The 15159-nt window shown below is 61.6% G+C and carries 10 protein-coding genes; 2 read left to right on the top strand and 8 right to left on the bottom strand.

Annotation, left to right across the window (positions count from 1 at the left end; genetic code table 11):
- Positions 1-3: 3 nt before the first annotated feature.
- Positions 4-750 (top strand): amino acid ABC transporter ATP-binding protein, encoded by a 747-nt coding sequence (locus tag H351_RS03425; protein WP_020909781.1) that lies wholly within the window; start codon positions 4-6, stop codon positions 748-750.
- On the opposite strand, the gene H351_RS03420 is transcribed toward H351_RS03425, so the two are convergent.
- The 7 genes from H351_RS03420 to H351_RS03390 form a co-directional block, all read right to left on the bottom strand.
- Complete coding sequence (locus H351_RS03420) at positions 736-1917, bottom strand: RNA polymerase sigma factor (protein WP_029256772.1); 1182 nt, start codon at positions 1915-1917, stop codon at positions 736-738. The two genes, H351_RS03425 and H351_RS03420, sit on opposite strands and share 15 nt — an antisense overlap.
- A gap of 8 nt (positions 1918-1925) precedes the next feature.
- A complete protein-coding gene (locus H351_RS03415) occupies positions 1926-2333 on the bottom strand; it encodes a YciI family protein (RefSeq protein WP_021346141.1) in 408 nt (135 codons plus the stop codon).
- A 153-nt stretch (positions 2334-2486) separates the two neighbouring features.
- A complete protein-coding gene (locus H351_RS03410) occupies positions 2487-3101 on the bottom strand; it encodes a response regulator transcription factor (RefSeq protein ID WP_019746140.1) in 615 nt (204 codons plus the stop codon).
- Positions 3098-4240, bottom strand: a complete 1143-nt coding sequence (locus tag H351_RS03405; protein WP_029256773.1) for a sensor histidine kinase — start codon at positions 4238-4240, stop codon at positions 3098-3100. Before H351_RS03405 ends, H351_RS03410 begins: the two co-directional genes overlap by 4 nt.
- 21 nt (positions 4241-4261) lie before the next feature.
- Entirely contained in the window at positions 4262-5053 is a 792-nt protein-coding gene (locus tag H351_RS03400; protein ID WP_021334418.1) for an ABC transporter permease, read from the bottom strand.
- Complete coding sequence (locus tag H351_RS03395) at positions 5050-5988, bottom strand: ABC transporter ATP-binding protein (RefSeq protein ID WP_029256774.1); 939 nt, start codon at positions 5986-5988, stop codon at positions 5050-5052. The genes H351_RS03400 and H351_RS03395 overlap by 4 nt, the downstream gene beginning before the upstream one ends.
- On the bottom strand, positions 5985-6221 hold the full coding sequence (locus tag H351_RS03390) for a hypothetical protein (protein WP_029256775.1): 237 nt from the start codon (positions 6219-6221) through the stop codon (positions 5985-5987). Before H351_RS03390 ends, H351_RS03395 begins: the two co-directional genes overlap by 4 nt.
- 234 nt (positions 6222-6455) lie before the next feature.
- On the opposite strand from H351_RS03390, the gene H351_RS03385 reads away from it, so the two are divergent.
- A complete protein-coding gene (locus H351_RS03385) occupies positions 6456-8537 on the top strand; it encodes a PhoX family protein (protein WP_029256776.1) in 2082 nt (693 codons plus the stop codon).
- A gap of 79 nt (positions 8538-8616) precedes the next feature.
- On the opposite strand, the gene H351_RS03380 is transcribed toward H351_RS03385, so the two are convergent.
- Positions 8617-14235 (bottom strand): isopeptide-forming domain-containing fimbrial protein, encoded by a 5619-nt coding sequence (locus tag H351_RS03380; RefSeq protein WP_244891427.1) that lies wholly within the window; start codon positions 14233-14235, stop codon positions 8617-8619.
- Between the last annotated feature and the right edge of the window lie 924 nt (positions 14236-15159).

Raw genomic sequence — 15159 nt, 5'->3', positions numbered from 1 at the left:
GACATGACCACCAGCTCTGAACTGAAGTCCGTATCGCTCACCGGCAAGGACCTGCATCTGTCCTTCGGCACAAACAAGGTGCTTCGCGGCGTCAACCTGCACGTCGACGCCGGAAACACCGTCACCGTCATCGGGCCCTCCGGTTCGGGCAAGTCGACGCTCCTGCGCGTGCTGAACCGTCTGCACGAGCCTGAGCAGGGTGACGTGCTGCTCGACGGGAAGTCCGTCCTGAAGGACAATCCCGACGAGCTTCGCCAGCGAATCGGCATGGTGTTCCAGCACTTCAACCTGTTCCCGCACAAGACCGTCGCCGAGAACATCGCGCTCGGGCCGAACAAGCTCAAGGGGTTGTCCAAGGAACAAGCTCGGGCGCTCGCGCTCGAGCAGCTGGATCTGGTGGGGCTCAAGGAGAAGGCGGACTCGCGGCCCGGCAACCTTTCCGGTGGTCAGCAGCAGCGCGTCGCCATTGCCCGCGCCTTGGCGATGAAGCCCGAGGTCATGTTCTTCGACGAGGCGACGTCAGCTCTCGACCCCGAACTGGTCAAGGGCGTTCTGGCGTTGATGGCCGATCTCGCGAAGTCCGGTATGACCATGGTCGTCGTGACGCACGAAATGGGCTTCGCGCGTTCCGTTTCCGACAAGGTGCTCTTCATGGACCGCGGCGCCGTTGTCGAAACCGGTACTCCTGAACAGCTTTTCGACGATCCCGAGACCGATCGACTGCAGGCGTTCCTGTCACAGGTTCTCTGACCCAGGACGCTTCAGAGATCGACGGGCGTTGGTCCTCGACGCCTGAAGCATCAGATGGTCACGTTCGGCGAGGTTGGATGCCTTGTGCGCTGCATCGGCATACAACCTCGCCGCCGTCTCCACGTCTCCGTCGCGTTCACGGAGATAGGCCTCGACTGCGGCATGGCGCGGAAGTGAATCGTCCAGCGCTGCAAGAGCTGCCAAGCCGGCGCGTGGTCCGTCCGCCTCGCCGACGGCCACCGCTCGGTTGAGCCGGACGATCGGGCTGTCGGTCAGGGCTGCGAGTTCGTCGTACCACTCCACGATCTGCACCCAATCGGTCTCGTCTGCTGTGAGAGCGTCGGCATGAAGTGCGGCAATCGCGGCCTGGGCCTGGAACTCGCCCAGTCGGTCGCGAGCGAGGGCTCCCTGAAGGATCACGACCCCTTCCGCGATCGTCTCGGTGTCCCACCGTCCGCGGTCCTGCTCGGCAAGCGGAACCAGGCTGCCGTCTGCGGCAGTGCGCGCGGCGCGGCGAGCGTGATGAAGCAGCATCAGAGCGAGCAACCCCGCCACCTCGGGATGATCGATCGCAGCGGCGAGCTGCCGGGTGAGCCTGATGGCCTCGGCAGCCAGGTCGACGTCGCCGGAGTACCCCTCGTTGAAGACCAGATAAAGGACACGTAGAACGGTGGCGACATCGCCGGGTTGCTCGAACCGGACGCCGGAGACCGTGCGCTTGGCTCGGCTGATGCGCTGAGCCATCGTCGCCTCAGGCACCAGGTAGGCCTGCGCAATCTGGCGAGTGGTCAGCCCACCGACAGCGCGCAGCGTGAGTGCAACGGCGGACGACGGCGTCAACGACGGGTGAGCGCACAGAAAGTAGAGCTGGAGTGTGTCGTCCACGCCCGGCACCGACCCGCTGACCGGCCGCTCGCCTGGCTGCTCGTCAACCAGAAACTCCCGCTTGCGACGAGCCGCATCCGACCGGATCCCGTCGAGGAACCGCCGCCAGGCCACTGTGACCAGCCAGCCCTTGGGGTCCCGCGGCGGGTTGTCCGGCCAGGTCCTGACCGCCTCGAGCAGAGCGTCTTGCACGGCGTCCTCGGCCGACGCGAAATCTGCTCCGCGGCGGACGAGGATGCCGAGCACGCTCGGAGTCAGACTTCGAAGCAGCGCGTCGTCCATGAGAGTCGTCAGTCCGTGATGGTCGGCGGCTCGGTCAGGAACGGGCGCAGTTCGAGCCATTCGTGAATCGGCTTCCCGCCTGCGCCGGGCGCGGCCGAGAGCTCCCCGGCCAATTCGACGGCTCGGTCGTAGTTGTCGACGTCGATCACCATCCAGCCGGCAATGAGGTCTTTGGTTTCCGCGAACGGGCCGTCGGTGACCGGCGGGCGACCCTCACCGTCGTACCGGACAAAGGTGCCCTCAGGAGCGAGAGCCTGACCGTCGACGAACTCGCCCGCCTTCTCGAGCCGATCCGCGAAGTCCTGCATGTACTTCACGTGGGCCGTGATCTCTTCCGGTGTCCACTGGTCCATCGGCACGTCGTTGACTGCAGCCGGAGCGCCGCGGTAGTGCTTGAGCAGCAAGTACTTGGCCATCGTGAATCTCCTCTGTGTCGGTGCCACCCATTCTGGTCGCACTTCACTACAGGGACGAAGCAAGTCGGGGATTCTCGACATCGCAGGGCCTTCGGCCCTGTGCGCCTTTTTGGTAGTGCCCGCAACCAGAAAGGCGCACGGGGGCCGGAGGCCCTAAATCCACCCCTGCCGGCGAGCGATCACTGCAGCTTCGTGCCGATTGGCCGCACCGAGTTTGGTGACAGCTGACGACAAATAGTTTCGGGTGGTACCCGCAGACAGGTGTGCCCGGGAAGCGATCTGCTCGATGGATGCCCCGTCGGCCGCGTATTCGAGTACGTCCGCCTCGCGCGGAGTAAGCGGTGAGTCGCCGGCGCCGATCGCCTCGGCAGCCAACGACGGGTCGACGTACCTCCCACCGGCATGGACGCTGCGGACCACCTCGGCGAGCGTCGCCGCAGGCGTCGTCTTCGGTAGAAATCCGCGGACACCTGCTGACAGTGCCTTCTTCAAGTACCCAGGACGCCCGTGGCTCGTCACGATGATCGAGACGCACCCCGAGACCGTCTGAGCAATCTGCTGCGCCGTCTCGATGCCGTCGATACCCGCCATCTGAAGGTCGAGCACGGCTACGTGAGGTTGATGCTTTGCAGCAGCGATCACGGCATCCTCGCCGGATTCGGCTTCTGCCACGACAACGATGTCGTCCTCGAGCGACAACATCATGGCCAGAGCCGAGCGGATCAGGTTCTCGTCGTCAGCCAGCAGTACCTTGATCGGCTCGGTCACCGAGACTCCTTCGTTCGGGACGGAAAGTGGGCGGTGAGGGTGAAGCGATCTTCGTCCTGCACGGTTTCGACAGTTCCTCCGACGGCGCCGACGCGCTCGCGTAAGCCGTTCAGGCCGGTTCCGTTGTTCGGCTCTGCGATCCGTGCGCCGTCGTTGGCAATCACGACGCCGTCCGCGGACACCTCGATGCTGCAATTCTCGGCACTGGAGTGCCGGAGAATGTTGGTCACGCCTTCACGGACGACCCACGCGGCGGCCTCGGCCAGTTCCACCGGCAGTTGATCTGCCGATCCACGTATCGCGGTGGAGATTCCGGCGGCCTCGAGCAGAGACTGCGCACCAGCCAACTCGGACGCCAAGGCGATGGACCGGTATCCCCGAACCAACTCGCGCGCTTCGTCGAGAGAATCTTGCGCAAGTTCGCGCACTTCGTCCATCTGCGCGGCTGCACGATCGTCGCCGCGTCGTGAAAGTGTCGCTGCTAGTTCGCTTTTCACCGCAATTGCAGACAGTGCCCGCCCGACGACGTCATGGAGATCGCGTGAAAATCGCAACCGCTCCTCGGCGACGGACAGGGCAGCGGCAGCTCCGCGAGCCTCGTCCAATTCGGTGACCATGCGAAGCAGCCACACCGACATGTAGACGGTCAGCCCCATGAAGGCGGCGACGATTCCGACGGACACGCCGCTTTCCGGACCCGCAAGCAGTCCCAATACGACCCCGGCAGCCACCGAGCCCACGATCAGCCAGCGCAACGACGTCAACCCTGCAAGGGGCACGACAAGGATTGCCGCGAGCCAGAAGTACGGGCCGTTCTCGGCATTGCTTCCCAAGGCGATTCCCGCCGAGCAGAACGCCGACAACGTCATCACGGCAAGAGGAATCTGGACGGGCTTGGCCACGACTCCACCCAGATCTGGCATCCGAGACACGGCGATGACGCACGCAACGGCACTGATCCCGAGGAAGACACCCGACAGGTACCGATCCGCAACGATCTCGGTGACCGCACCGAAGCCACCGAAAACCACTGCGACCATGATGAACGATTGCCGCGTGTAGAGGCGAACCTTGTCGACGTTCGACGCGGTTCGCCACGTCCGTCTCGGATTCCAGCGTCCGAAGTTCTGCGCGATCATGCCCACTACCTTCTCAGAGTTCTACGAACGCGGTTCCCAGCGGAAGTGGACGTTCGCGATCAGAACCGAACCGACGATCCACGCCAGCATGACCAACAGCGGTTGCCCAGCCGAACCGAAGGTGTCGACAAATCCGGCCGCCGCACCGGGCGCATCGCCCAGATCAGCCAGTTCGCCAGTGGTCCGCCCCAGCCATCCGAGATTGAGAAGGTCGACTACTGCGGCCAGCGGAGTGAAATCGAGAATGCGAGCAACGTTGTCCGGCACGACATTCCTGATCGAGGACATACCTGCCGTCGCCAGAATCAGAATCGGCATGCAGGTGATCTGCGCCGCCTCTGCATTTCGCGTGACAGCCGAAGTGATCAACGCCAGCGCCGTGAAGAGCGCGGCGCCGCCGATCACCGCGACCAGCACCAGCACCGGATTGACCGGAGCACTACCGCCCAGAACCATCACAGCGATTCCGATGACCACCGTCAACAGCGCGGTGAGAACCCACGACGGCACTGCCGGGCCCGCCAGGATCTCGGCGTCGCTGCATTCCCCGGTCCGTAGTCGCTTGAGAACCAACTCGTCACGGCGCGTCGCGTACACCGACAGCAAGTTGTAGAAGACCACGAAGACGAGAAGGAACAGTGCAAATACCTCGAGGCCTGCCGACACCGACTTGTCCGACAGCCCGCCGTCTCGCGACAGGTACAGCATTCCCACGGGAAAGATCAGCGGGAGGACGATTGCATTGAAGAGCAACAGTCGATTTCGTCCCAGGAGCGTGAACTCCGAACGAGACAGGGTTGCGATGCGGTTCATGCCGACGCTCCTTCGAGAGTTGCGTGATGATCGAATTGGTCTGCAATGGAGAGGAATACTGTCTCCAGGGACGCCGCCCGGGCATCCAAGCCGGTCAGCAAGACATCATTGTGCTGCGCCCACAGCAGCAGTTCCGTCAGCGTCTCCTGGACGGTGCGAGTGGTGATCAGCACCAGATCGTTTTCGACGCGCACCTCGGCGCCGGCCAGCGCTGGGAGCGGAAGGCCTGGGCGGTGCAGTTTGATCTGGGCGGGATGATCTGCGACGACGTCCGCCACGGTTCCGCTGCGCACGACCGATCCACGGTGCATGATCGCCAATTGGTCGCACAAGGATTCAGCTTCGTCGAGATAGTGCGTCGTCAACATGATGGTGACGCCCGACGCTTTCAAGTCAGCGATCAATTGCCAAGTGTTACGACGACTTTCGGGATCCAAACCAGTAGTCGGTTCGTCGAGGAACAGTACGAGTGGCCGGCCGACGATCGCGCACGCCAGATCCAGTCGGCGCGCTTCACCGCCCGAGAGGAACTTCACGCGGGTATCGCCACGGTCACGCATGTCCACGCGCTCGAGCACCTCGTCGACGGGAAGCGGATTCGAGCACGTTCCGGCCCACATCGCCAAACTCTCACGAGCAGTCAGGTCTTGGGGAAGCCCACCCTTCTGGAGCATGATGCCAAGCGACGGTCGAATCTGCTTGCGGTTGCGCACCGGATCCATTCCCAGAACGCGCACCGTACCGGCACTGGCTCGCGAAAGGCCCTGAATCACTTCGAGAGTGGATGTCTTGCCGGCACCGTTTGTTCCCAGGAGGCCGAACAGCTCGCCTTCCTGAACACTCAGATCCAGATTGCGAACAGCATCGAACGCCTCCTTGCCGGAGCCGTAGCGCCGCGACATTCCGACTACGTCGATCACGGGATCGCCCTTCATCGCTGCGCCTCCTCTCGGTTCCAGCTGCGCAGTCCAATCGCCAATCGAATGCCCGCATAGACAGCGAGAGCGGCAACAAGAATCCAGGACACCGGATTGGAGCCGATGATCGCGAACACCCCTCCGATGATCGCGATGTTCACCACGATCACAACAAGTTCGCGGCCCATCGTGGGTGCGGGTCCGATGTCCATCAGGTCCGTCAGGAGGCTTCCCTCATGTGGTTCTCTCATGCCTCCAAGCCTCGCGGGAAGTCCGCGACGAGAACAGTGCACAGCGTCATCACCTGCGGTGACACCGTCATGGATCGGCGATGACAAATGTCATGCGACGTCCCCGCGGGGACGCGTCGTAAATTGCAGGTAAGGGTCGCCTCGTTGTTTTGCCGTTCATTTTTACGTTCCTTTACCCTCGCTTAGAGCTTCTACGGTTCCCGAAGTCCGTACATCGAATCTCGGGAGTTCACGGTGGCTATCAAGCCTTTGGCCTTGTTCGTCAAACACGACGGCGTGTCTGCACGCGCGTCGATCACCTGCCAGTACAAGTGCGGAAACGCGTGCTCTCATGAGGTCCCCAACACCTCGGGCGGCGAATACTTCCGCGATATCGCACGCACGGCACTGACTCGTCGCGGCATGCTCCGGGGCAGCGGCATGGCAGTGCTCGCGGTGGGAGCGGGCAGCGCCCTCGTCGCATGTTCGGACGAATCCGCAAGTGCCGAACCGAGAACCGGATCAGCGAGCGGCAGCAGCGGCGGAACCACACCAGCGGGGACGAACTTCGACGCCGTCGCGCCCAACAAGGAAGACAAGGTCACGGTCCCTGACGGATACGATCAGGCCGTCGTCATCCGTTGGGGTGACGCCGTTCTCGCCGGAGCCCCGGCATTCGACTTCGACAAGCAGACTGCAGCAGCACAGGAACTGCAGTTCGGATTCAACAACGACTTCGCCGGATTGCTCCCGGTCGACGGGCAGCCCAACACCTACCTCCTCGTGGTCAATCACGAATACTCCACCGAGCCGGCGATGTTCCGCGGCTACGATGCGGAGAACCCGACCGAGGAGCAGTTCAAGATCGGCCTGGCCAGCCACGGACTGTCAGTCGTCCAGGTCAAGGGCGAATCCGACAACGGCAAGCTGGTACCGGAGATCGGATCGAACAACCGCCGCATCACCGGAACCACGGAGTTTGTCGTGACCGGCCCCGCTGCAGGTAGCGACTTCCTCAAGACGAGTGCCGATCCCACGGGAACCAAAGTGCTCGGCACCCTCAACAATTGCGCTGGCGGCGTCACACCCTGGGGCACAGTGCTTTCCGGCGAAGAGAACTTCAACCAGTACTTCGCTAACGCCGAGGGTGTCACCGATCCCACGGTGGCAGCCCGGCTGAAGCGCTACGGTCTGGCCGGAGCCGCTTCCGAGCGCAAGTGGGAACGCTTCGACAAGCGGTTCGATCTGGTCGCAGAACCCAACGAGGTCAACCGATTCGGATACGTCGTCGAGATCGATCCCTGGGATCCGTCGTCGACTCCGATCAAGCACACAGCGCTCGGACGTTTCAAGCACGAAGCCGCCACCATTTACATCACGTCGGACGGTACCGTCGTCGCCTACAGCGGCGACGACGAGCGCTTCGACTACATGTACAAGTTCGTTTCGAGCCGAAAGATGCAGGACGGCAAGAGTCAGGCAGCCATGCGCCACAACATGACTCTGCTCGACGCCGGAACACTGTACGTTGCAAAGCTCAGCGGAAACTCCGCCGGCGAGATCGACGGAACCGGCAAACTCCCGTCGGACGGCAAGTTCGACGGAACCGGCGAGTGGGTAGCCATCCTGCGCACCGGCGAAGACGGCAAGGGCGAATCGCTGGTAGACGGTATGAGCGCCGAAGAGGTCGCCGTCTTCACCCGCCAGGCCGGTGACAAGGTCGGGGCAACGAAGATGGATCGCCCCGAGGACTTCGAGGCAAACCCGAAGAGCGGCAAGGTTTACGTCGCACTGACCAACAACACCAAGCGCGGAGTCGACGGTGGTGCCGCGGCCGACGAGGCGAACCCGAGGAACAACAACAAGAACGGCCAGGTCCTCGAAATCACCGACGACCACGCCGGCACCACCTTCGGCTGGAATCTTCTTCTCGTCTGCGGAGATCCGGCCACAGCCGATACTTACTTCGGCGGGTTCGACAAGAGCAAGGTCAGCCCCATCTCATGCCCGGACAACCTTGCCTTCGACCCGCACGGCAATCTGTGGATCTCCACCGACGGCAACGCACTCAAGTCCAACGACGGACTGTTCAGCGTTGTCCTCGAAGGCGAAAACCGCGGTGAAACAAAGCAGTTCCTCACCGTTCCCGTCGGCGCCGAAACCTGCGGCCCCATCGTGGACGAGAAGCGCGTCATCGTCTGCGTCCAGCACCCCGGCGAGACCGACGACGCCAGCATCGAAAGCCCCGCATCCCATTGGCCCGACGGTGGTTCCGCCCAGCCTCGCCCGTCGGTAGTTGCAGCCTGGAAGAAGGACGGATCTCGGCTCGGCTCGTAACACACACGAAAACGACTGTGGGGCAGATCGCATACTCTGCGATCTGCCCCACGTCGTTTACCTCAGATTCTCAAGAGAATCAGTTGTCACCATCCTCGCGACGCTTACGCGTCAGGAGAACAACACCCGTTCCCAGCGCCAGCAGCAGAACCAAACCGCCTGCCGCGAGCAACCCGGTGTTCACGCCACTCTCACCAGCGCCACCACCCGAGTTGATCGTTCCACCCTGAGGAGCAGACGTCGGCGGCTTCGGCTGACCCGGCTGACCCGGGTTTGCTGTCGGCGGCTTCGGCTGTCCCGGAACCGTGCTCGGAACCGGCTGACCCGGAACCGTCGGCGGTACGACGATCGGAGGCACAACGACGATCGGGGGAATGATGATCGTCGGTGTAACCGGCACCGTCGTGTTCGGAACCGTCGTGGTCGGCGGAACTGTCGTGACCGGCGGCGTTGTCGTCGGCGGCGTCGTTGTCGTCACGCCACACGGATCCACAATCTCCTCCGCGACAACTTCTTCTGTCGTGGTCTCCTCTGTGGTGGTCTCCTCCGTGGTGGTGGATTCCTCCGTACCGGTCACATCAGCGTCACCGGCAGTGGTCGCGCTAGCCGTCGTCGTCGCAACCGTCGTGGCCGGAACCATCCGCGTGGTCGTCGTCGGAGGAACACAGGGCTCCGTCGTAACCGGCGGCGTCGTGGTGGTGGTCGTCGGAGGCACCGTGGTGGTGGTCTCCGGCGGGTCCACCGGGTGTTCGGTGCAGAGAGCGTCGCCCGGGACACAGTCCACCGGCGGGTTCTCGCCACCAACCACCAGGTAGTTGTTCAGGACGCCCGGAGTGAATCCGGGACCTGACAACGTTCCGATCTCAGGATTGACCTTGACGGTGTACGTCACCGTCGCGCTCTCACCCTTGGCCAGCTTTCCGGTGACCGTGAAGACGTTGTCGACGACACCCGAAACAACCAGCGTGGAAGTAGTAGCCGGATTCTTCGTCATTACTGCATCGTCGAGAACATCGGTCAGATCGTCGTAGAAGCTGATCTCACCATCCGCGGTGCCCACATTCTTGAACGTGAGCGTGTACGTGATCTCCTGGCCGCCAACCACACGGTTCGTGGTGGACGGGTCAGAGGACTTCAGTACCTCGATTGCGGGAGTGCCATCAACCGGGTGCTCGGTCGTCACCGGCGGAGGAGTGATCTCCGGACCGGTCGGCGGCTTCGCAGTACCCGTGACCTTGTTGTTGATCAGAACGCCGCCGGCAACACCGTCGTTGATCTTCACCTGATAGGTCAGAACAACCGACTTACCCGCCTCGAGTGCACCAGTCCAGGAGAGCGTGGTGCCCTCGAGGGTCGGAGCAGTCGCGTCGACACCGTCGACAGTTGCCTTGAGCGAACCGTCCACCAACACCGCGTTGTCGAGAACCTTCGACAGATCATCGGTCAACACCACCGGATCAAGGGTCGTGTTACCCGTGTTCGCACCCGTCACCGAGTACGTGATCGTCTGACCAGCAGCAACATTGGTACCCGAGACCGGATCCGCAGTCTTCGCGACCGTGAACCCCGGAACCTTCACCGGGTGCTCGGTCGTCACCGGCGGAGGAGTGATCTCCGGACCGGTCGGCGGCTTCGCAGTACCAGTGACCTTGTTGTTGATCAGAACGCCGCCGGCAACACCGTCGTTGATCTTCACCTGGTAGGTGAGAACAACCGACTTACCAGCTTCGAGTGCACCCGTCCAACTCAACGTCGTACCCTCGAGGGTCGGCGCAGTCGCGTCGACACCGTCGACAGTTGCCTTGAGCGAACCGTCCACCAACGCCGCATTGTCGAGAACCTTCGACAGATCATCGGTCAACACCACCGGATCGAGGGTCGTGTTACCCGTGTTCGCACCCGTCACCGTGTACGTGATCGTCTGACCAGCAGCAACATTGGTACCCGAGACCGGATCCGCAGTCTTCGCGACCGTGAACCCCGGAACCTGAACCGGATGCGTCGTGCACAGCTGAGTCGCCGGATCACACACCTCCGGAGGATCAACCGGAGGAGTCGTCCCTGGAACAACGAAGTTGTTCACGAACACCCCACCGACGACATCGGCATTGACCTTCACCGAATACGTCACCGTCTTCGTTTCGCCGGCCGCCAAGGTCCCCGTCACCGAGAAACCATCGCTGCCGACCATCGTCGCAGTCAACGGAGCATCAGCAGTCAAACCACTCAATGCACCCTTGTCCACAACCTGACGCAGATCGTCGAAGTACGCGACCTCACCCGCACCGTTACCGGTGTTCGTGAACGTGAGTGTGTACTTGATGTCCTGACCGGCAACAACATTCGAACCCGACACCGGATCAGAGGACTTCACCACAGCGATCTTCGGAGAAACCACCGGATGCGTCGTGCACAGCTGAGTCGCCGGATCACACACCTCCGGAGGATCAACCGGAGGAGTCGTCCCCGGAACAACGAAGTTGTTCACGAACACCCCACCGACCACATCGGCATTGACCTTCACCGAATACGTCACCGTCTTCGTTTCGCCGGCCGCCAAGGTCCCCGTCACCGAGAAACCATCGCTGCCGACCATCGTCGCAGCCAACGGAGCATCAGCAGTCAAACCACTCAATGCACCCTTGTCCACAACCTGACGCAGATCGTCGAAGTACGCGACCTCACCCGCACCGTTACCGGTGTTCGTGAACGTGAGTGTGTACTTGATGTCCTGACCGGCAACAACATTCGAACCCGACACCGGATCAGAGGACTTCACCACAGCGATCTTCGGAGACACCACCGGATGCTCGGTCGTGACCGGCGGAGGAGTGATCTCCGGACCGGTCGGCGGCTTCGCAGTACCGGTGACCTTGTTGTTGACCAGAACGCCGCCGGCAACACCGTCGTTGATCTTCACCTGATAGGTCAGAACAACCGACTTACCGGCCTCGAGTGCACCCGTCCACGAGAGCATGGTGCCCTCGAGAGTCGGAACAGTCGCAGGAGCACCATCGACCGTCGCCTTGAGCGAACCGTCCACCAACGCCGCGTTGTCGAGAACCTTCGACAAATCATCGGTCAACACCACCGGATCAAGAGTCGTCTTACCCGTATTGGCACCCGTCACCGTGTACGTGATCGTCTGACCAGCAGCAACATTGGTACCCGACACCGGATCCGCAGTCTTCGCGACCGTGAAACCCGGAACCAAGTGATTCGTCTCCACAGAAGGAGGAGTGATCTCCGGACCGGTCGGCGGCTTCGCAGTACCGGTGACCTTGTTGTTCAAGACTGTGCCCGCGGCAACGCCGTCGTTGACCTTCACCTCATAGGTGAGAACGACGGACTTACCGGCTTCGAGAAAACCAGTCCACGAAAGGGTGGTGCCCGACAGAGTCGGATCAGCGGCAGGAGCACCGTCGACGGTCGCCTTCAGCGAACCGGGAACGACAGCGGCGTTATTGAGAACCGCACCCAGATCATCGTTGATCTTTACCGGATCGAGCTTCGTCTTACCGGTGTTGGTTCCGGTGACGGTGTACTTGATCGACTCGCCGGCCTGAACCGTCGAACCGGAAATCGGATCAGCAGTCTTCTCCAGTTTGAAGCCGGGAACCGAGTGATTCGTCTCCACCGTAGGAGGAGTGATGTCCGGACCGGTGGGTGGCTTCGCAGTACCGGTGACCTTGTTGTTCAGAACCGTGCCCGCGGCAACGCCGGCATTGACCTTCACCTGGTAGGTCAGAACAACAGACTTACCAGCCTGGAGATTGGCGGACCACGACAAAATGCTGCCCGACAGGGTCGGAGCAGCGACAGCAGCACCGTCGACGGTCGCCTTCAGCGAGCCCGGAACGACAGCAGCATTGTTGAGAACCGCACTCAGATCGTCTTTGATCGTCGCGGGAGTTAGGGCCGTCTTGCCGGTGTTAGCACCGGTGACCGTGTACGTAATGGTATCGCCGGCCTGAACCGTCGAACCTGTCGCGGGCACAGCGGTCTTCGCGACCGTGAACCCGGGCATGGGATGCGTCGTGCAGAGATTGGTTGCAGGATCGCATGTTGTGGGAGGAGTTGTTGTCCCCGGAACGAGGTAGTTGTTCAGGACTTTGTTGCCACCGTCTTTGACCGTGACGGTGTAGGTGACTGTCCCTTTGCCGCCGGCTGGCAATGTGCCGCCGACTTTGATTTTGTCGGCGCTGTCCAATGCAGCGGTGAGTCCGCCTGTAGCAGCACCGACCGCAACCGTTCCGTCATCAATGACGTCGGCAAGGAAGTCCGTGTAGTCGATCGTTGCCGGCGCAGTGCCGGGATTCTCGAAATTCAGAGTGTAGGTGATTGTTTGGCCGATATTGACCGTCTCACCGGTAGGTGGTGACGACGACTTCTTCACGAGAACCGGAGTGTTCTTGACCTTGCAGTACACGTTGTCGCCCGGTGTGAGTGCTGCCTGCGCAACGTCCCCGACCCTGAGCGCCTGGGTCACACCGTTTACCTGGCAATCCCATGACGTCGCATAGTTCGCGGTCTTGGTCGCCGAGGTAGTTGGCTTCTCCCAGAACGTGACAGGAGTAGGTGTCGTATCTGCGAGGAGCGTACGCCAGCCAGTCGATGCCGTCGTATCTGTAGCGCCGGTCGTGGTGCTCTTGATCTCGGTCGCTGCAGCAGCACCCGCGTTTGCGTGGTGGCCGGTGCTCATGCCGATAGTGAAATCGTCACCGGGGGTGACGCGCGTGAGGTCCTTGTCGATCTTGACCTTCGAGAGCAGGACACCGAAAGCCAGACCCTGACGAGAGGTCGCCAGAACGGTATTACCGAACGTCGCCGCGAAGTTGGTTGGAGCGGTCGATGCAACAACCAAAGTGCCCGGCGAATACTCCTGGTTGTTGACCAGGTTCCAAGAATCGCATCGGACGGTGGTGGCGGGCATAGCCGTCAGCCCACCGTCACAAGCGCGAATTCCGGGATAGCCAGGTTCGTCAACACCAACTGTGCGCGCGATTTGTCGCAGCGGCTTGTCCGAATTGAAGGTGAGGAACTCTTTGTCGGTTGATGTGTTTGCGTCAGTCGACTCGGCATCGGCTGCTACGAGACCGTAGTTGTACACCGTGCCATTGGGCCCGGTCATCACGATGTTCTTGAGCGACACCGTCCCGCCGGATTGTCCATTCACGGAGGACTTCTGGTAGATCGCGGGCTTGATCGTCGACGGCACACCCGTGTAGGCGGACGTTCCCAGCGCTGAGTAACTCAACGTGGGGAGTGCCTTCGCTTCGACCCCCTGATGCGTCTTTCCTGCTACCGAGTCGGTGAGGAAAGCCTTGAAGTTGATCTTGTAGCCCTCGGTGAGCTGGATTTCCATCGACTGCCCGGCCGCGGATGTGGCCGCGGCTTCGTTGAGCGCCGACATGTCGATCCAACAGATGTTCTGCGAGAAAGGGCCAGTGTTAGGGGCGCTGAAGGCACAGCCCTTTGCGGGCTGTTCGTCCGGCAGGACAGCAGCACGAGCCGGCGTCTGAGCCTGAACGGGACCGCCGAGCGTCGCGGCCGGCTGCGCTGATGCAGCTACTGCCGTCGCGCCGGAGAGGCCGAGAATCATCGCGATGGCGGTCCACACCACCGTCCACGCTCGCACCCAGGGCGGGAGCCCTGCGGTGAATAAGGCCGACCTTGTCGGCGGTATGTCGTTAGGCATTTCTTACTCCCCAGGATGTGCCTGATCGATGTTCGGTGGACGGAGATGCGAGAGCGCTGGCGCGAACTCCCGATTGATCGGTTGGTTCGGGTCGATCCGCCTGTTTTCGGCTGATCGACCTCACACCGGACGCTGTTGCCGGTCCTGTCATTCGAGCTCCTCTTCGGAAACACCTGCGTGTTGGAAGAGCCGCCCTGAACAGGACCTTGGCCCTCGAAATCCGTGCAAATCGAGAGCAACCTTCCAGTTATCTGATTCAAGATAACAGATAACCGGGAGCTTGCCCATTGAAAGTCAGACAAAGCAGACCGATCGACGTTTTTGTTCGTAGATCGGACAAGCTTCGAGGAGCAGCGTTGTTCAAGCGGACAATTCAGCCCTCGGCGCACGGCACTGCGCCGGACGCGATGGCATTCAGCGTTTCCGCTGACCAGATCGGGTGACGACCAACTTCGAGGCGACCAGGAATCTGGACAAATGCCCAATATGGATAAGGCCTGTTGGATGCGCCACAGCCCCTCGAACCATGAACGGAAACTCCGTACTGAATGGAGTCCAATCGCCCGTGCAAGCACGTAGAAATTTATCGAATTGGTCCAGACCGCACCCGGCGACGGCTGCCGGTAACGAAGCACTCCGGCGCTCCGATAATTGGGTTGCGAGGCGCCATCTTCGACCGAAACCGGGTCGGCACCTTCGATCCAGACCCAACTTCAAGTCCGTTTTGTAGCTTTTCGGTTGGAGCAGTCCTGCTCATTTTCTGCCATAGCTATTTTCTGATCCTGCTCAGCTAGTCGAAAGTTCAGCGACCGTGGCTACCACTCGGCAGAATTCTCGTAACTGACGAGCAACAACCGGACTAACCAGCCAAGCGTCACAAGAGTGCCAAAAAGGGCCCTTCCGCGTGCCTCGAGGCAAATGCAT

Source organism: Rhodococcus erythropolis R138, assembly GCF_000696675.2.
GTDB lineage: Bacteria > Actinomycetota > Actinomycetes > Mycobacteriales > Mycobacteriaceae > Rhodococcus_F > Rhodococcus_F erythropolis.
The sequence above is the reverse complement of the archived record's forward strand: the minus strand, read 5'-3'. Positions and strand labels throughout refer to the sequence as shown.

Bases quoted from the DNA above. Each gene is read 5' to 3' on its own strand.
- H351_RS03425 (WP_020909781.1), top strand. From the start codon at position 4: ATGACCACCAGCTCTGAACTGAAGTCCGTATCGCTCACCGGCAAGGAC.
- H351_RS03420 (WP_029256772.1), bottom strand. From the start codon at position 1,917: ATGGACGACGCGCTGCTTCGAAGTCTGACTCCGAGCGTGCTCGGCATC.
- H351_RS03415 (WP_021346141.1), bottom strand. From the start codon at position 2,333: ATGGCCAAGTACTTGCTGCTCAAGCACTACCGCGGCGCTCCGGCTGCA.
- H351_RS03405 (WP_029256773.1), bottom strand. From the start codon at position 4,240: ATGATCGCGCAGAACTTCGGACGCTGGAATCCGAGACGGACGTGGCGA.
- H351_RS03400 (WP_021334418.1), bottom strand. From the start codon at position 5,053: ATGAACCGCATCGCAACCCTGTCTCGTTCGGAGTTCACGCTCCTGGGA.
- H351_RS03395 (WP_029256774.1), bottom strand. From the start codon at position 5,988: ATGAAGGGCGATCCCGTGATCGACGTAGTCGGAATGTCGCGGCGCTAC.
- H351_RS03390 (WP_029256775.1), bottom strand. From the start codon at position 6,221: ATGAGAGAACCACATGAGGGAAGCCTCCTGACGGACCTGATGGACATC.
- H351_RS03380 (WP_244891427.1), bottom strand. From the start codon at position 14,235: ATGCCTAACGACATACCGCCGACAAGGTCGGCCTTATTCACCGCAGGG.